This window comes from Geodermatophilus obscurus (assembly GCF_900143215.1).
Classification (GTDB): Bacteria; Actinomycetota; Actinomycetes; order Mycobacteriales; family Geodermatophilaceae; genus Geodermatophilus; species Geodermatophilus obscurus_A.
Map to the genome: position 1 here is coordinate 1 of NZ_FRDM01000059.1, position 16,680 is coordinate 16,680.

Consider the following 16,680-nt stretch of genomic DNA (forward strand, 5'->3'; position numbering starts at 1 on the left):
CGAGCACCAGCTTCTCCGGGGCCAGCCCGGAGTCGTGCAGCGCCACCCGCACGTCGTGCACCAGCGTCTCGGCGGAGAAGTGCCGGGCGCTGATGTTGACCGACATGCGCAGCGGCAGCCCCTGCGCGGCCCACTCGGCGGCCTGCCGGGTCGTCTCGCCGAGCAGCCACCGGGTGATCGGGATGAGCTGGCCGGTCTCCTCGGCCACGGACAGGAAGGCGTCGGGGGCGAGCAGCCCGCGCTCGGGGTGCTGCCAGCGCAGCAGCGCCTCCACTCCCTCGACCTCGCCGGTGTCCACCCGGACGACGGGCTGGTAGTGGACGACGAACTCGTCGACGGCGCCGTCCCGCAGCCGGTTGGCGACCTCCAGCCGCCAGCGCGCCGCCTCCCGCAGCCCCGGGGAGAAGACGTGCACGCGGTCGCGGCCGGCACCCTTCGCGGCGAAGGCGGCGGTGTCGGCGTCGCTGAGCAGCTGGTGGGCCCGGTCGGCGCCGGGCTGGGCGGTGGCGACCCCGATGCTGGCCGTCAGGGGCACCGAGATGCCCTCGGCGTGGAAGGGGCGGGAGAAGGAGCTCTGCAGCCGGAAGGCGAGGGAGGCGGCCTCGGCGGTGTCGCAGTTCCGGGCCAGGACGAGGAATTGATCGGCGCCCAGCCGGCCCACGGCGTCCTCCGGGCGGACCTGCTCGGCGAGCCGGCCGCCGACCTGGCGCAGCAGCTCGTCGCCGACGTCGTGGCCGAGGGAGTCGTTGACCGTCTTGAACCCGTCGAGGTCGAGGAAGAGCAGCGCCGCCGGGCCGTGGCCCGGCGCCAGCGCCTCGCTGATGAGCTCGAGCACGCCGGCGCGGTTGGGCAGTCCGGTGAGGTCGTCGTGGCTGGCCCGCCAGGCCAGTGCCTGCTGGTCCCGCACCCGCTCGGTGATGTCGGTGTGGGTGACGATGACCCGGTCGGAGGCGTCGACCCGCGCGGCCTGCAAGCGGAACCACGCCGGCTCCGGGCCGGCCTGGTGCGGGTAGTCGAAGGTGAAGGTGGACTGCCGGGCCCCTGCGCCGGCGAGCCCCCGCAGACCCGCGGCGATGTCGGCGTGGTGCTCGGCGTCGACGTACCGGGCCATCGCGTCCAGGTAGTGCTCGCCGACCCGGGCCGGCCGGTCGCCGCTGCGTTCCAGCGCCTCGCCGTTCGCCGTCCACGCGCGGTTGACCATCTCGATCCGGCCGTCGCCCGCCAGCAGCACCGTGGCCGGCGGCAGCGCCTCGAGGACGGCGCTCAGCTGCTGCAGCTCGGCGGTCGTCCGCCGCTGCGTGCGGTGCCGTTCGTCGACGTCGCGGAGGAAGGCGGTGAGGCCGTCGGCGTCGGCGAAGGCGCGGATCTCGTACCACCGGCCGAAGGGCTCGTAGAAGTACTCGAACTCGCGGACCCGCCCGTCGTCGAGCACCGCCCGGTACTCGTCCTCGATGACCGTGCCGAGCGTCTCCGGGAAGCACTCGAAGGCGTAGCGACCGAGCATCTCGTCGGCCCGGCGGCCGAGGAGCCGCTCGGCGGTGGCGTTGACGTAGGTGAACCGCCACCTGCGGTCGATCCGGTACACGGCATCGGTGACCGAGGAGAAGGGGTCGGCTGCTGCGACGTGCCCAGCTGGAACGTGTCCGTGCACCCCTGCCCGCTCTCTCGACCCCTGCGGAACACGCGTCAGGTCCCCGCGCGGGGACCGCAGCCCTTCCACCGTCCCCTCCGACGGCGCCGGGCGCGCGACGCACCACCGAGGGTAACCACACGGATGCAATTCAGGCAGGGGGGATGGCGGACCGGTCGACGATCGCGCCCACCGGCGCGCCTCCGGGGAGGGTGCCGAGCACCGCGCCCCAGTCGCCGGCCAGCCGGGTCGCGCAGAAGGTGTCGGCCACCTCCGCGGGGGCGTGCCGCAGGAGCAGCGAGGCCTGCAGGCACAGGGTCAGCAGCCCGGCGATGCGGCGGGCGCGCACGGGCAGCTGCCCGGGATCGGCCAGCTCGGCGGCCAGCCGGCCGACAGCGGCGTCGAGCCGGTCGTCGGCACCACGGGCGAGGTCGACCTCGGCGCGGACGGCGGCGAGGGCGGTCGAGGAGCGGCTCATCGCACGGAGGACGTCGAGGGCGATGACGTTGCCCGAGCCCTCCCAGATGCTGTTCAGCGGCGCCTGGCGGTAGAGCCGCGGCATCCCGGACTCCTCGACGTAGCCGTTCCCGCCGAGCACCTCCAGTGCCTCCGCGACCGCCGTCGGGGTGCGCTTGCAGACCCAGAACTTGGCGGCCGCGCCGGCCAGGCGCAGGAAGTCGGACTCCCCCGCGTCGACGGCCGCGGCCAGCCGGACCGCCAGCGCGGTGGCCGCCTCGCTCTCCACGGCCAGGTCGGCGAGGACGTTCTGCATGAGCGGCTGGTCGGCCAGCAGGGCGCCGAAGGCCCGGCGGTGCCGGGCGTGGTGGACGGCCTGGGTGAGGGCGGCGCGGATGGTGGCGGCCGAGCCGAGCACGCAGTCCAGCCGGGTCGTGGCGACCATCTCGATGATCGTCGGGACGCCGCGGCCGGGCTCGCCCACCAGCCAGGCCGTCGTCCCCTCGAACTCGACCTCGCTCGAGGCGTTGGCGCGGTCGCCGAGCTTGTCCTTGAGCCGCTGCAGGCGGAACACGTTGCGGGTGCCGTCGGGCAGCACCCGCGGGACGAGGAAGCAGGAGACCCCCTCCGGCAGCTGCGCCAGGACGAGGAACAGGTCGCTCATCGGAGCGCTGGTGAACCACTTGTGGCCGGTCAGCGCGTGGCTGCCGTCGGCGTTCGGAACGGCGCGGGTGGTGTTGGCGCGCACGTCCGAGCCGCCCTGCTTCTCGGTCATGCCCATGCCGGCGACCAGGCCGCGCTTGCCCGACGGCTCGGTCAGGCCGAACTCGTACGCGGTCGCCGTCAGCCCGGGTTCGTACCGTTCCGCGAGCTCGGGGGCGGCGCGCAGCGCGGGGACGGCGGCGTAGGTCATGGTCACCGGGCAGCCGTGGCCCATCTCGACCTGCGTCCAGCCGAGGTAGCCGACGGCGCGGCGGACGTGGGCGTGCGGCTCAGCCGGGGTGGCGGGGTGGGCGGACGGCACAGCGGTCCAGGGCGCGCCGGCCAGGCCGTGCTCGAACGCCGTCCGCATGAGGTCGTGCCAGGCCGGGTGGAACTCGACCTCGTCGACCCGGTGGCCGTACCGGTCGTGCGTCCTCAGGCGCGGCGGGTTCTCGTTCGACAGCCGCCCCCACTCCTGGGCCTGCTCGCTGCCGGCCAGCGCGCCGAGCGCCTTGAGCGAGTCGAGGGTGGCGACGTCGGCGTGCCGGACGCAGGCCTCGGCCAGGGCGGCGTCACCCGCGATGGGGTCGTGGCCGACCAGCCGCGGGACCTGGTTGGTGACCTCGTGCGTGACGCCCATGCCGGCACCCTAGGAGGCGGCGACAGCTCCCGTTGCGCTGGTCGCACCCGCCGGCTCGTCGCCGGCGTGGGCGATGTGGGTGAGCTGCCGCCAGATGAGGGCGAGGATGACCGCCGAGCCGGCGAAGCCGAACCAGAACGGCGCGGTGATGCCCCAGGACCGGGCGACCAGGCCGCCGACCAGCTGGCCGAGCAGGATGCCGCCGAAGAGGCCCATGAAGTAGACGCTGCCGACGCGGCCCTGCAGGCCGAGCGGAACGGCACGCATCCGCACGGTGCGGGAGGTCGTGCTCCAGACGAAGGCGTGCGCGCCGAAGACGACCATGACCACCATGGCCACCCAGGCCGTGGTGGTGACGGCGAGGGCCAGGTGGGTGAGCGTCTCGAGCACGAGGCCGATGCGCATGAGGGTGGCCAGGCCGGCGTGCCGCTCGAGCCAGTCGTAGGACGCCGTCCCGAGGAGGCCGCCGACGGCCATGGCCGTGCTGAGCAGCCCGAAGCCGACCGCGCCGAGGGCGAGCCGCTGGTCGGCGTAGAGCACCAGCACCGACCAGGCCGCGCCGTAGGTGACGTTGAAGCTGACGATGGTCAGGGTCAGCGTGCGGACGGCGGGGTTGCCCCACGTCCAGCGCAGGCCCTCGACGACGTCCCGCCGGACGTGCGAGCGCTCGGCCGGCCGTTCGCGCACCGGCAGCCGCATCCGGGACACCAGCAGCGCGCTCAGCGCCAGGAGGACGGCCTCGGTGACGAACGGCCACGCCGTTCCGGCGACGAAGAGGACGGCACCCACGGCGGGCCCCACCATCTCGTTCATCACCAGGGTGCCGGTCATCAGCCGGGCGTTGCCGATGCCGAGGTCGGCGCGTCGGACGGCCATCGGCAGCAGCGTGCCGGAGGTGGTGTCGGCGAAGACCTCGGCGACACCGAGGACGAAGAGTGCGGCCAGGACGACGGCGATGCCGACGTCCCCGGTGAGCAGGGCGGACGCGAGGACGACCAGGAAACCAGCACGGGCCAGGTCCACGCCGACGAGCAGCCGCCGGCGGTCGACCCGGTCGGCGAGGACGCCCGCCTGCAGGCCGAAGACCAGCCACGGCAACCGCTGCAGCAGGGCGCCGAGGGCGACGAGGAACGGGTCCTGGGTCTGGCCGGCGACCAGCAACGGGCCGGCGGCCAGGGCGATGCCGTCGCCGAGGTTGCCCACCCAGGACAACCCCACCAGCCAGCGGAACGGCGTGCCCATCCGGGCGGGCAGCACCGCCTCGACCAGTCCTCGCACGAGTACGGACTGTAGGCACCGCCTCCGACGTCCGTCCGCCCGATTTCCAGCACTCACGCCTGCCGGGCGTTCCACGTGGAACGCTCGCGCAGGCGTGGGTCGTGCAGGCAGGGTGTGCGGTCAGGCGGCTGCGTCGAGCCGTGGTCCGATGAGGATCTCGCTGCCATCCGGTCGCCAGGTGCGCCATCGCCCGTCGGGTTGGCGTTCGACGCGGAAGCCGTGGTGGACCTTGGTGTGGTGCCGCTCGCAGAGCAGCGCGGAGTTCTCCAGGTTCGTCTCGCCGCCGTTGACCCACTCGAGCAGGTGGTGGACGTCGCACCAGAACGTCGGGGCCCCGCAACCGGCGAACACGCACCACCCGTCGCGGACCTCGGCGGCGCGACGGACGTGGGGTGGTACCAAGCGGACGCTGCGGCCGTACTCCAGTGGCATCCCGTCCGGGCCCATCACGATGCGGGTGATGTTCCCGTCGCAGGCGATCCAGCGGGCCCGGGCGGCGGAGATGGTCGCGCCGAACCCGAGATCCGCCGCACCCGGGCCGACACCCGGGCCGGCCAGGTCGCCGACGCCGATCTTGACGATGACCTGCGGCTTGTAGCCACGCAGGGTCGGCAGGGTGCCGGCGGCCAGCTGGTTGTCGCACAGCTGCACCAGCGCGTCGGCCTGCTGCTGATGACGGGTGCGCTCGTCCCCGGCGCAGCGACCGGCCTGCACCACCGACTCCAGCGCAGTCCGGAGCTTCTCCCCGCCCACGGCGTCCAGGTCGAACCGGCCGGTGATGCTGCCGTCGGTGTGCTGGGTGATGGCGAGCCGCCGTCCTTCGGTGGGGTCGGGCTCGGGGCCGTCCTGGTCGAGCATCGCCAGATAGCGGCCCACCGCCTGCCCGAGCACCTGGTGCGGTTGCGAGGCGGCGATCGCCGTCAGCGCGGCGTCGATCTCGGCCAGGTCCACATCCTGTTCCGCTGCGGCGACCCGGTGCTCGTCACGCGCGATGGGGGCCACGGCGGCGACCTGCTCGGCTGTCACGTCCCCGGCCGCGAACGCAGCCTCCAGCGCCGGCAGGTGCTCCAGCGCACGCCCGGACCGGACCAGCTCAGCGGCCGCCGCGGCTAGGAGTCGGGCGTGGTTCCGCAGCCACGACGGCATCGTCTTCAGACCGTCGTGCTCGCACGCCTGCCGCGCATCCGCGACACGGATCGTGCGGATCAGCTCGGCGTCGATCCGGTTGCGCTCGCGAATCAGCTCAGCGGTGCGGTCGAGCAGGGCGCCGTCGGCCAGAGCGTGCAGGTCGTCGTCCGACAGCACCAGCGACCTGGCCATGACACCTCCCACCGGCTCGATCAGACGTTCGGATCCTAACCGACGAACGAGGGCTGGGCGACCCGAATCCGCAGCTCAGTGGCTCGTCCACAGATGTGGTGGAGGCCTTGACACGATCAGCCGACGTCCGCTGCCGACTACCGTGCGCCCGTGCACCTCGAGACCGGGCGGCTGCTCATGCCACCCCTCTCCGGTCAGCACACCGAGGCACTGGCCGAGGTGTACGCCGACCCGGAGACGGCCCGCTACATCGGCGGACCGAGCCTCCACGCCGAGGGCACGGCAGACCAGGTGGTCCGGTTCGAGGCGGTCTGGCGCGAGCACGGTCTCGGTCAGAGCGCGCTCCTCGACCGGGGCACCGGAGCCTTCCTCGGCCGCGCCGGGCTGCACCCCTGGCCGGAGTGGGACGAGGTCGAGCTCGGCTGCGTCCTCGCCCGGCACGCGCAGGGCCGCGGCCTCGCCGGCGAGGCCGCCCGGGCATGGCTCGACGTCGCCTCCACCCAGCTGGGTCTCGACCGCCTCACCGCCGTCATCCACCCCGACAACGCACCGAGCCGGGCGCTGGCCACCCGGCTCCGCTTCCGCGTCCACCGCGAGGACGTCACCCCGTCCGGCGTCCGGGTCCTGGTCCACGAACGGTTCGCGCCGTGACCGGTCAGTCCTCCCCGAGCAGCCGGCGCAGCGCCGCTGCGGTTCCCCGCGGGAGCCAGCTGTCCACCTCGCCGCGGGCAGCGCCCGCCTCCAGCACCTCGCGCGCCTGCGCCACCCTCCCGGTGGTGCGCAGCAGGTCGGCGAGAGCGGCCCGCGCGGACGCGTAGTGGTCGGCCCCCGTCCGCAGTGCGCTCTCCGGGGACGGGTCCAGCGTGCGGTCCCAGCGCCAGCAGGTGACGACGCCGGCCGCCGTCAGATGGCCGGCCTCGGCCGCCCGGACGGCGACGCGTTCGGCCTCCCTCCGATCCCCAGCTCACGGAGCAGGAACGCCCACTGCAGCGTCCCCTCGAGGTCCCCGTCCCCCGATAAGGGGAGGACGTCAGCGCAGCGGGCGGACCAGCCGGCTGATCGCGAGCTGGGCCGGCGGCGCGTAGCCGACCACCAGCGGCGCCGGCCCGGAGATCCGCAGCCCCGTCGTGCTGCCGCCGTCCGGCCCCTCGGTGACCCAGTGCAGCAGGTGCAGCCGCACGGGGCCGACGGACACCGTCCACGACCAGCGCCGCGCGGCCTCGTCCACCGTGTCGACGACGAAGGGCAGCGTCACCCCCAGCGGCGCGCGCACCCGCCCCCGGACGCCGGCGGCGAGCCGGGCGACCGGCACCTCGACGCCGGTGATCTGCGGAGCCCACTCCGGCCAGCGCGCCGGTACGGCGTAGCGCTCCCAGACCTCGCCCGGCCCGAGGGGCCCGGTCGCGTGCAGCGTCAAGGTGGTCATGGCGCCTCCTCGGGCAGCGGACGGGCACGGCACTGCACCACCACGGCGGTCAGCCCGTCGTCGGACCCCGACGCGTGGCCCTCCCCCGGCGACCAGAGCGCCGCCTCGCCGGGCCGCAGCGGCCGGCGGTCACCCGACGCCCCGGTGACCCAGCCGCTGCCGGAGACGACCAGGAACAGCTGCCACAGCCGCGTGGGGTGCCGGCCGATGACACCGCCCGGGTCCAGACGGACGGCGTCGACGGCGAACCCCTCCTGCGGCTGCTGCACGAGCGCGGCGCGCAGCAGTTCGGCACCGGAGCTGCCGAACGACGAGAGCTGCCGGGCGGGCAGCGTCAGCAGCTCCATCAAGCGGGCGGCCCGCCGAGCAGCAGCTGGCGCAGCATGTGCATCGCCAGGGAGACCGACCGGTGCCGCACCGCCGACCGCGAGCCGGGCAGCACGACCGAGCGCGACACCCCCTCGGCGGACGGCCCGACGGCGCACAGGTGCACGGTGCCCACCGGCTTGTCCGGCGTCCCGCCGCCCGGTCCGGCGATCCCGGTGATGCCGACCCCCACGTCGGCGCCGAACCGTTCCCGCGCCCCCTCGGCCAGCGCGGCCGCGACCTCGGTGCTCACCGCACCGTGCGACGCCAGCACCTCCGACGGGACGCCGACCAGCGCCTCCTTGGCCGAGTTCGCGTACGACGCCACCCCGCCGAGCACCCACGCCGACGACCCGGCCCGCTCGGTCAGCCGGGCCACCAGCAGCCCGCTGGTGCACGACTCCGCCGTCGCGACGGTCAGCCCGCGGTCGGCGAACGCCGACGCCACCAGGTCGTCGACCGTGGGGCCGGTCGAGAACAGCTGCGGCCCGTGCGCCTCCCGCACCGCCCCGACCAGCCGGTCGTACTCCGGCTGGGCGTCGGGGCCGTAGCGGGTGACGATCTCCAGCTCGCCGTCCCGCAGGCAGGTGGTGACCTCCAGACCGGGGAACTCGGACCCCCGCAGGGTCGCTGCCAGCTGGGACTCCAGCGTCCGCCACAGCCGGAGCGTCTCCTGGCGCAGCTCGTCGCGGCCGGCCAGCACACGCTGCACCGGCTCGGCGGCCAGCGCCGCCGGCCACATCCCCTGCAGCTCCGACGGCGGCCCGGGGAGGACGACGACGACCGGCCCGTCCCGCCCCTCCGCCGGGGGGACGACGAGCCCCGGCGCCGTGCCGACCGGGGGCAGCACGATCGCCCCCTCGGGCACGAGCGCCTGCTTGCGGACGCCGGCCGCCGTGGCCTCGGGGTCGGCGCGCCACCCGCGGCCGTCCATGAGGCCCTCGACGATCCCGGCGATCTGCCGTTCCAGCTCCGGGTCGAGCGACGACGGCCGGCCCTGCACCTCGCCGACGACCTGCGCGGTCAGGTCGTCGGCGGTCGGGCCCAGCCCGCCGGTGGTGAGGACGACGTCCTCGCCGGCCAGGAAGCGCAGCGCGTTGCGCAGGTCCTCGGGCCGGTCGCCGACGACGAGCAGCGCGCCGACGTCCACGCCGCGCCGGCGCAGTTCCTCGGCCAGCCAGGGGCCGTTGCGGTCGCTCACCCGACCGGTGAGCACCTCGGTCCCGGTGACGACGATCCCTGCGCGCACGGCCACCCGGCCGACCCTAGTGAGCTGTCCCCCCGCCCGCGTTTCCTGCCGGGTGGCGGGGCGCCCCGCCGCTAGCGTGCAGAGACGAACCGGTCCGGCGCGCGCCCGCGTCCGAGCGAGGAGGAACCGTGACGCACCCGAGTCCCACCCCCGAGACGCCGGCCCCGCGCCACCCGACCGGGAGGGGCCCGGAGGAGATCGCGTTCACCCCGGCCGGCGCCACCGCCGCCGGCACGCACCAGACGCCCCGGGTGGACGCCGACCTGCTGGTCGGCGGCGTCCAGCCCACCGGACCGGTCGCCAGACGGCCCGAGCCGCCCGGCACCGGGACCGCGGCAGCCGCCGATCCCGCCGGCTCCCCTCCCCGCCTGCCGCTCACCGCCCAGGAGGGCATCCGCCGGGCCCGGACGCCGCGCGCGCCCCGCACCTCGCGTCCTCCCCGGACCCCCCGCACCGCGCGCTCGCCGCAGGAGCGCGCCGTCCGCATCGGCACCGGCCTCACCGCGCTCGCCCTGCTGCTGCTCCAGCTGGGCCTCGGCCTGGGCTTCGGCGAGGCACCGCTGTGGTCGGCCGCCACGCTGTGGGCGGTCTTCGCGACCCTCGCCACCCTCCTCGGGGGACTGCCGTTCGCCGGCCGCATCCTCCCCGCTGCCCGGCTGCACCCGGACGCGGCGTGGAAGGTCGCCGCCGGCGGGCTGACCGGCCTGGCCGTGTTCTGGGTGCTCGTCGTGCTGCCGCGCGTCGACAGCGACCGCGGGTTCGTCCTCACCGCCGCGCTGGCCGCGCTCGGTGCCGCGCTCTGGGTGGCCCCCGGCCGCAGGCGGGGCTGAGCGCCGGATCAGCCCCGGCCGTTCCCCGTGCCGGAGGAGCCGGGCTTCCCCCCGCTCCTCCCCTTCCCCTTGCCCTTGCCCTTGCCCTTGCCGTTGTCCGGGGCCGGGTCGTCGGCGTCGTCGTTGTCGGCGTCGTCGTCCCCGTTCCAGACCGGGACGGAGGCGGGCCCCGGAGCCCGTTCCGGAGCCGGCGGGACCGGCGCCGCGACGACCTCGGGGACGACGGGCTGCGGGACCGGCGCCGGAACGACGGGTTCCGGCGCGGGCGCAGGCGCAGTGGAGGCCACCGCGACGGTGAGCGTGACCAGGTCGCCGGGCGCGAGCGCGCCGACCGGCCCGAGCTCGACCACCTGGCCCACGGAGACGCCGGCACGCTCCACGTTCTCCCGCTGCACCCGCAGGCCGAGCGCGGCGAGCTCCGCCTCGACCTCGTCGACCGGGCGCCCGAGGTGGTCGGCGGCGGTCACCACCAGCGCCGCTCCCGGCTCGACCGCGGCCGTCGTCGGGGCCGCGGTGCCGGCGACGGCAGCCGGCGCCGCGGCGTCCTCGCCGCCGACCACCTGCAGCGACCCGGCGCCGAGCCCACGCCGAGCAGCAGGGCGGCTGCCGGGACCAGCAGCCGGCGCCGGGCTCCGGAGGCGGGCGGCGCGGCGGTGGTCGGCGGCAGGGGTGCGAGCGGCCGGCCGGCGCGCACGGCGTCGATGGCCGCGCAGAACGCCGCGCCGTCGGGGAAGCGCAGCGCCGGGTCCTTGACCAGGGCGCGGGCGACGAGCGTGCGCAGCGGCTGCGGGACGTCGGCGGGCAGCGGATCGGGCTCGTCGCGGATCTGGGCGAGGGCGATCTGCACCGGGCTCTCGCCGTCGAAGGCGCGCCGGCCGGCCAGGCACTCGTAGGTGATCGCGCCCAGCGCGTAGACGTCGCTGGCCGGGCCGGCCTTGCCGCCGTCGGCCTGCTCGGGTGAGAGGTAGTGGGCGGTGCCGACCACCTGGCCGGTGCGGGTGAGCGGCACGCTCGAGGCCGACCACGCGATCCCGAAGTCGGTGATCTTGACGACGCCGTCCCAGCCGACCAGCACGTTGCCCGGCTTGACGTCGCGGTGGACCACCCCGGCGGCGTGCGCCACCGCCAGGGCTGCGGCGGTCTGGCGGACGACGTCGAGCGTCCGGTGCGGGTCGAGGCGGCCGCAACGGGTCAGCAGCGCCGACAACGGCTCGCCCTCGACCAGCTCCATCACCAGGTAGGCGAGGGTCTCCCCGCTGCCGTCGGACGCGACGACCTCGCCGTAGTCGTGCAGGGCCGCGATGTTCGGGTGCACCAGCCGCGCGGTGTGCTGGGCCTCGGCGCGGAACCGGGCGAGGAACGTCGGGTCGCCGGTGTACTCGCTGCGCAGCACCTTGACCGCGACCAGCCGGTCCAGCAGTGCGTCGTGGGCCCGCCACACCTGGCCCATGCCGCCGGTGGCGACGAGGGAGAGCAGCTCGTAGCGGTCGCCGAGCGTGCGCACCCCCGGTTGGGCCACCCGTTCCTCCTGCCCGATCCGCTCGGCGCGGTCCCCGGCGGATCCCCAGGGTGCCACTCGGGGCGGGTCCAGACACCCCTGATCGGCACGTCCACCCGTCCGGGGGCGTCAGCGCTCGCTGCGGTCCCAGTCGCCGTCGCCGTCGCCGTCCCCGTCGCCGTAGCCGTAGCCGTCCCCGTCGCCGTCGCCGTCGCCGTCGCCGTAGCCGTTCCCGCCCCCGTTCCCGTCCGACGGGTCGGGAGGGGGCGTCGCGGCCGTCGTCCCCGGCGGGGTCGGCGATTCGGACGTGCTACCCGGCGCCGGCGTCGTCCCGGATTCCGTCGGCGAGGTGGTCGCGGGCGGGGTCGGCGTCTCGGTCGGCGCGGCGCTGGCCGGCAGCTCCTCCGGCGTGGGCTCCGGCTCGCTCGGCGCGGGTGCGGGAGCCGGCCGCTGCCCGTTCGGGGTGCCCTCGGAGACACGGGTGGCCGGCGAGGAGCTCCGCTGCTGCCGCGGGGAGGGCTCGGGCGCGACGGCGTAGCGGACCCGCACGGTGTCACCGGGCCGCAGCTGCGCGCCCGCGGGGTCGACGGCGGTGACGACGCCGGGCGCGGCGTCGCCGGTGACCTCCTCGTCCCGCTGCACGAGCAGCCCCAGCGCGGACAGCGCGAGGGCCGCCTCGTCGACCTGCCGGCCGACGTAGTCCTCGGCGGCCAGCGCGATCCGGGCGTCCTCGGTCTGCGCGGCGACCACGGTGGGTCCGCGGTCGCCCTCGTCGCCGGAGACGGCCGCGAAGACACCCGCCGCCGCGCCGGCGCCCAGCAGCAGCGTCACCACCGGCACGAGGACCGCGGCCAGGCCACGGCGGCGGTGCGCCGGTGGACCGACCGTGCGCACGGCCGGCCCGGCAGCCGCACCCGTGACCGGGGGCAGGCCGGGGACGGCGGCCACGGTGCGGGTGGGCGCGGGCTCCCGGAGGGGACGACCGGCCCGGACGTCCTCGACCGCGGCGCCGAACGCGGCGCCGTCGGGCATCCGCGCGGCCGGGTCCTTGGCCAGCGCACGGCGGATCAGCTTCCGCACGTCGCCGGGCAGGTCGTCGGGCAGCGGCTCGGGGTCGTCGCGCACCTGCTTGAGCGCGATCGTCACCGCGTTGTCGCCCTCGAAGGCGGGGTGGCCGGTGAGGCACTCGTAGCCGACGAGGCCCAGGGCGTAGACGTCGCTGGCCGGGGTGGCGTGGTGGCCCTCGGCGACCTCCGGGGCGAGATACTGCGGGGTGCCGATCACCTGTCCCGTGCGGGTGAGCGGCACGCTCCCGGCCGACCAGGCGATCCCGAAGTCGGTGATCTTCACGCTGCCGTCGTCGCGGACCAGGATGTTGCCGGGCTTGACGTCGCGGTGCACCAGCCCGACCCGGTGCGCCTCGGCCAGCGCGGAGGCGGTCTGCTCGAGCAGCGACAGGGTGACCGCGGCCGGCAGCCGGCCCTCGCGCTGCAGCACCGACGACAGGGGCTCGCCCTCGACGAGCTCCATCACCAGGTAGGCCAGCGTCTCGCCGCTGCCGTCGGTGGCCTCGGTCTCGCCGTAGTCGAAGACGGCGGCGATGTTCGGGTGCGAGAGCCCGGCGGCGTGCTGGGCCTCGGCGCGGAAGCGCGCGCGGAAGGTCGGGTCGCCGGTGTACTCGCTGCGCAGCACCTTGACGGCGACCGGCCGGCCCAGGAGGACGTCGGTGCCGCGCCAGACCTGCCCCATGCCGCCGGCGGCGATCAGCTCGGCGAGCTCGTACCGCTCACCCAGGTTGCGCCGACCCGGCTCCACCACCGTGGTTCACTCCTCGCCTGTCCGGCCGTTCGTGTCCGGCCCGGGGCGCCGGTCCCCTGGCTCTGCATGTCCCGCACCCCGCCGGGCTACACATCAGCGCAGGACGCTGGGCGTGTCGCCGATCGGGGGACGGCGGCCCGCGCCGCGTCTGTCCACGGTCCATCCTCCCAGGTCGACGGGCGCCGTGAGGGGGCCGTCCGTCACGATCCGGCCACGGCCACCGGCCCCGGCGCGTCGCCGATCTCGTACGCTTCCGGCCCCGGGAGCGGGCGGGATCACCGATCTCGCCGCCGCCGGGTCGCCGAGGACGACGAGGAGGGGCGACCGTGCCCGAGACCGTGACCCGCGAGGACGCCGGCGGGGTCGCCACGATCACGATGCTGCGGCCGGGGCTGACCCACCAGGCGCGCCGCGAGCTGCTCGACGTCGTCCGCGAGGTCGCCGCCGACGGGTCGGTGCGGGCCGTGGTGCTCACCGGCACCGGGCGGGCCTTCTGCGTCGGCCAGGACCTCGGCCAGCACGTGGAGGCGCTGCGCGGGAACGCCGCGACGTCGCTGTCGGTGGTCGAGGAGGAGTACAACCCGCTGGTGCTGGCCCTGGCCGGGCTGCGGGTGCCGGTGGTCGTGGCCGTCAACGGCGCCTGCGCCGGCGCCGGGCTCGGCATCGCGCTGGCCGGCGACCTGCGGGTGGCCGCGGCCGGCGCCAAGTTCACCACCGCCTTCGCCGGCATCGGGCTGTCCAGCGACTCGGCCCTGGCCTCCCGCCTCGTGCACTGCGTCGGCGGATCGCGCGCCGCGGAGCTGCTGCTGCTGCCCGAGCCCTTCCTCGCCGAGAGCGCCGCCGGGTGGGGGCTGGTGCACCGCGTGGTGCCGCCCGAGCAGGTGCTGGCCGAGGCGCAGGCGCTGGCCGCGCGGTTGGCCGCCGGGCCCACCGCCGCCTACCGGGCCATCAAGACCGTGCTGGCCACGGCGGCCACCGACTCCCTCGAGGACACCCTGGCACTCGAGGCCCGGCTGCAGACCGACCTCGGCCGCACCGCCGACCACCGCGAGGCCGTCGAGGCCTTCCTGGAGAAGCGCGCTCCGCGGTTCACCGGTCACTGAACGAGGACCCCCCGTCCCCCCGCGCCTCGTAGGAGGACCCCGCCCTGCCCGTGAAGGACCCCTTGCCCCCGCCACTCGCAGGTTCGCGTCAGGCCCCGTCCGGAGGCCTGCCGCAGGCCTCGTTCCGCCACCCGCTCGGCCAGGGTCGCACCCCGAGCCTGCGAAGGGTGGGGAGGACGAGGTCCTGCCACGGTGAGGGGAACGGGGTCCTGCTGCCTGCACGGGGGCGGTCAGAGCCCAGGGCGGGACCCTCGGCGGGGCCGGCGGGACCCTGGAGGCCACTCCTCCTCGGGGCAGGGGGTGGTCCCTACCGGGTCAGGACAACGCAGGCGGGGCAGACGTCGCGGGCCGGCGTGGGCCAGGGCTGGTCGACGTCGATGCGGGCCAGCGAGCCGCAGAGGGTGAGCTCGCAGGCGCCGTCGAGCTCGGCGGTCGGGCGGTGCAGCGAGACGGCGTGCCACAGGGCGGTCGTGGGGCCGTGGGCGCGGCTGCGGGCGGCGACGACGGTGGCGGCGGCGGTGGGGGCGGTGGGGGCGCTCATGTCCCAGGGTGTCGGCAGGACGCCGCGGCCTGGTCACCGTCGTCGGCGGTCACCTCACCCGCACGAGTGAACCGGTGCACCCGGGAGTGGCCCGGGCGGGTCCCGCGGTGCCGGGGCAGGATGCCGGACATGGAGCTGACCAAACACGGCCATTCCTGCGTCGTCCTCAGCGAGGACGACCGGCGGATCGTCATCGACCCCGGCGCGTTCACCGACCCGTCGGCGCTGGACGGGGCCGGCGCGGTCCTGGTGACCCACGAGCACGCCGACCACTTCGCGCCCGACGTGCTCCGCGCCGCCATGGACGCCGACCCCGCGCTGGAGGTCTGGACCAACGGGTCGGTGGCCGGCCGGCTCGACGGCGCGGGCGGGCGGGTGCACGTGGTGGGGGACGGCGACGCGCTCACCGTCGCCGGCTTCGACGTCACCGTGCACGGGGAGCTGCACGCGGTCATCCACCCGGAGGTGCCTCGGGTGGGCAACGTCGGGTTCCTGGTCGGCGGCGTGGTCTTCCACCCGGGGGACGCCTTCACGGTCCCCACCGAGCCGGTGGCCACGCTGCTGCTGCCGATGCACGCGCCGTGGTCGAAGACCGCCGAGGTGATCGACTACGTGCGCGCCGTGGACGCGGACCAGGCGTACGCCATCCACGACGGGCTGCTCAACGACGCCGGCCTGGGCATCGTCGGCAGCCTGCTGGGCGAACGGGGGCCGGGGACGCCGACCCCGTTCAGCCGGCTGGCCCCGGGGGACTCGGTCGAGCTCTGAGCCCCCGGGGACCGGGTTCAGCGGACGGCGCGGTTGCCACCGCCGCTCACGGCCTCGGCGACGCCGACCAGCAGCACGGCGGAGAGGAGGGCGAAGACGAAGCCCCAGAAGTTCAGCTCGGTGATCGAGCCGACGTCCAGCCAGTCGGCGATGAGACCGCCGATGATCGCGCCGACGACACCGAGCAGCATCGTGGCGAGGATGCTCATCCGCTGGCGGCCGGGCTGGAGCAGCCGGGCCAGCGCCCCGATGACCAGGCCGACTGCGACGAGGCCGAGGATCTGCACGGTCTACTCCCTGGTACTCACGGGCCGTGGACGCGGGAACAGGCGTGCGCCATCCACGACGGGCTGCCCGACGACGCCGGACCGGTCACCGTCGGAGGAGTGCGGAACGGGCGGGCCGGTGAGGCCGTCCCCGGGGACCCCGTCGAACCGGGAGCCCCCGGGGACCGGCGTCAGCGGACGGCGCGGTTGCGGCCCGACGTCCCGGCGTAGATGCCCACGAGGATCACCGCGGCGACGACCGCGAGGATGAACCCGAGCACGTTCAGCTCGAAGATGCCCCCCGTACCCAGCAAGCTGGCGATGAAGCCGCCGATCAGCGCGCCGACGACGCCGAGCAGCATCGTCGCGACGATGCTCATCGACTGCTTGCCCGGCTTGAGGAGCCGGGCGAGCGCACCGATGATCAGGCCGACGACGATCAGCCCGAGGATGTCCATCACCATGGCGTTCTCCCTTGCAGCCGGAGGCGCGCCTGGAGTGGCGCGCCCGAACAACCAGTGCAGTACCCACAAGATCACACATCCACACGCGCCGGCGGCAGGGTCGCAGGTCACACAGCAGGTAGCTGCTCCACGTGCGCGGGCAGCCGGTCCAGCTCGCCGTCCACCGTGCGCTGCACCATCTCCCGCACGCCGCCGCGCATCAGGCGCTGGGCGAGCCGCTGGGGAAGCCGCCCGGCGGAGTGCGGTTCGTGGCTGACGGTGATGGTCACGCGCGTGGTGCCGGGCCCGGCGTCGGCGAGCTCGATCGTCGTCGTCCAGGTCTCGG

Annotated in this window: 17 protein-coding genes and 1 pseudogene; 4 read left to right on the forward strand and 14 right to left on the reverse strand. The window is 75.6% G+C overall.

From position 1 onward, the window contains the following. The 4 genes from BUB17_RS23760 to BUB17_RS23775 form a co-directional block, all read right to left on the reverse strand. A partial coding sequence (locus tag BUB17_RS23760) for a putative bifunctional diguanylate cyclase/phosphodiesterase (RefSeq protein ID WP_244277455.1) occupies positions 1–1,585 on the reverse strand: 1,585 nt, incomplete at its 3' end. A 196-nt stretch (positions 1,586–1,781) separates the two neighbouring features. Next, positions 1,782–3,428 (reverse strand): acyl-CoA dehydrogenase family protein, encoded by a 1,647-nt coding sequence (locus BUB17_RS23765; protein WP_072921121.1) that lies wholly within the window; start codon positions 3,426–3,428, stop codon positions 1,782–1,784. Positions 3,429–3,437: 9 nt separating this feature from the next. Further along, positions 3,438–4,706, reverse strand: a complete 1,269-nt coding sequence (locus BUB17_RS23770) for an MFS transporter (protein WP_141243181.1) — start codon at positions 4,704–4,706, stop codon at positions 3,438–3,440. 120 nt (positions 4,707–4,826) lie between these two features. Further along, on the reverse strand, positions 4,827–6,026 hold the full coding sequence (locus BUB17_RS23775) for an HNH endonuclease signature motif containing protein (RefSeq protein WP_072921122.1): 1,200 nt from the start codon (positions 6,024–6,026) through the stop codon (positions 4,827–4,829). 150 nt (positions 6,027–6,176) lie between these two features. Here BUB17_RS23775 and BUB17_RS23780 point away from each other — a divergent pair, with 150 nt between their 5' ends. Further along, positions 6,177–6,677, forward strand: a complete 501-nt coding sequence (locus tag BUB17_RS23780) for a GNAT family N-acetyltransferase (RefSeq protein WP_083606574.1) — start codon at positions 6,177–6,179, stop codon at positions 6,675–6,677. A gap of 379 nt (positions 6,678–7,056) precedes the next feature. Here the strand turns inward: BUB17_RS23780 and BUB17_RS23785 are convergent, their stop codons facing one another. The 3 genes from BUB17_RS23785 to BUB17_RS23795 are packed head-to-tail and all read right to left on the reverse strand — an operon-like array spanning position 7,057 to position 9,073. Beyond that, complete coding sequence (locus BUB17_RS23785) at positions 7,057–7,452, reverse strand: SRPBCC family protein (protein WP_072921123.1); 396 nt, start codon at positions 7,450–7,452, stop codon at positions 7,057–7,059. After that, positions 7,449–7,799 (reverse strand): cupin domain-containing protein, encoded by a 351-nt coding sequence (locus tag BUB17_RS23790; RefSeq protein WP_072921124.1) that lies wholly within the window; start codon positions 7,797–7,799, stop codon positions 7,449–7,451. The genes BUB17_RS23785 and BUB17_RS23790 overlap by 4 nt, the downstream gene beginning before the upstream one ends. Further along, a complete protein-coding gene (locus tag BUB17_RS23795) occupies positions 7,799–9,073 on the reverse strand; it encodes a competence/damage-inducible protein A (protein ID WP_072921125.1) in 1,275 nt (424 codons plus the stop codon). Before BUB17_RS23795 ends, BUB17_RS23790 begins: the two co-directional genes overlap by 1 nt. 122 nt (positions 9,074–9,195) lie before the next feature. Between BUB17_RS23795 and BUB17_RS23800 the strand changes: the two genes are divergently transcribed. Continuing rightward, positions 9,196–9,897 carry a hypothetical protein gene (locus BUB17_RS23800; RefSeq protein WP_072921126.1) on the forward strand — a complete coding sequence of 234 codons (702 nt, stop codon included), beginning with the start codon at positions 9,196–9,198 and terminating at the stop codon, positions 9,895–9,897. An 8-nt stretch (positions 9,898–9,905) separates the two neighbouring features. Here the strand turns inward: BUB17_RS23800 and BUB17_RS28085 are convergent, their stop codons facing one another. From BUB17_RS28085 to BUB17_RS23815, 3 genes are all read right to left on the reverse strand, one after another. Next, entirely contained in the window at positions 9,906–10,364 is a 459-nt protein-coding gene (locus tag BUB17_RS28085) for a PASTA domain-containing protein (protein WP_244277456.1), read from the reverse strand. Then, positions 10,361–11,416: a protein kinase domain-containing protein gene (locus BUB17_RS23810; RefSeq protein WP_244277457.1), complete on the reverse strand. Its 1,056-nt coding sequence runs from the start codon at positions 11,414–11,416 to the stop codon at positions 10,361–10,363. Before BUB17_RS23810 ends, BUB17_RS28085 begins: the two co-directional genes overlap by 4 nt. Positions 11,417–11,524: 108 nt before the next feature. Then, the gene (locus tag BUB17_RS23815; RefSeq protein WP_072921129.1) at positions 11,525–13,213 is read right to left on the reverse strand and encodes a serine/threonine-protein kinase; all 1,689 of its coding nucleotides are present in this window, start codon (positions 13,211–13,213) and stop codon (positions 11,525–11,527) included. Between the two features lie 326 nt (positions 13,214–13,539). Here BUB17_RS23815 and BUB17_RS23820 point away from each other — a divergent pair, with 326 nt between their 5' ends. Next, positions 13,540–14,316: an enoyl-CoA hydratase-related protein gene (locus BUB17_RS23820; protein ID WP_072921130.1), complete on the forward strand. Its 777-nt coding sequence runs from the start codon at positions 13,540–13,542 to the stop codon at positions 14,314–14,316. 307 nt (positions 14,317–14,623) lie between these two features. Here the strand turns inward: BUB17_RS23820 and BUB17_RS23825 are convergent, their stop codons facing one another. Further along, positions 14,624–14,857 carry a hypothetical protein gene (locus BUB17_RS23825; RefSeq protein WP_072921131.1) on the reverse strand — a complete coding sequence of 78 codons (234 nt, stop codon included), beginning with the start codon at positions 14,855–14,857 and terminating at the stop codon, positions 14,624–14,626. A gap of 129 nt (positions 14,858–14,986) precedes the next feature. On the opposite strand from BUB17_RS23825, the gene BUB17_RS23830 reads away from it, so the two are divergent. Beyond that, on the forward strand, positions 14,987–15,625 hold the full coding sequence (locus BUB17_RS23830; RefSeq protein ID WP_072921132.1) for an MBL fold metallo-hydrolase: 639 nt from the start codon (positions 14,987–14,989) through the stop codon (positions 15,623–15,625). A gap of 17 nt (positions 15,626–15,642) precedes the next feature. On the opposite strand, the gene BUB17_RS23835 is transcribed toward BUB17_RS23830, so the two are convergent. From BUB17_RS23835 to BUB17_RS23845, 3 genes and pseudogenes are all read right to left on the reverse strand, one after another. After that, the gene (locus tag BUB17_RS23835) at positions 15,643–15,912 is read right to left on the reverse strand and encodes a GlsB/YeaQ/YmgE family stress response membrane protein (protein WP_208983630.1); all 270 of its coding nucleotides are present in this window, start codon (positions 15,910–15,912) and stop codon (positions 15,643–15,645) included. Positions 15,913–16,082: 170 nt separating this feature from the next. Further along, positions 16,083–16,355: a GlsB/YeaQ/YmgE family stress response membrane protein gene (locus BUB17_RS23840; RefSeq protein WP_244277458.1), complete on the reverse strand. Its 273-nt coding sequence runs from the start codon at positions 16,353–16,355 to the stop codon at positions 16,083–16,085. 107 nt (positions 16,356–16,462) lie between these two features. Then, positions 16,463–16,680 (reverse strand): annotated as a pseudogene (locus tag BUB17_RS23845) (SRPBCC family protein); the annotation flags it as partial.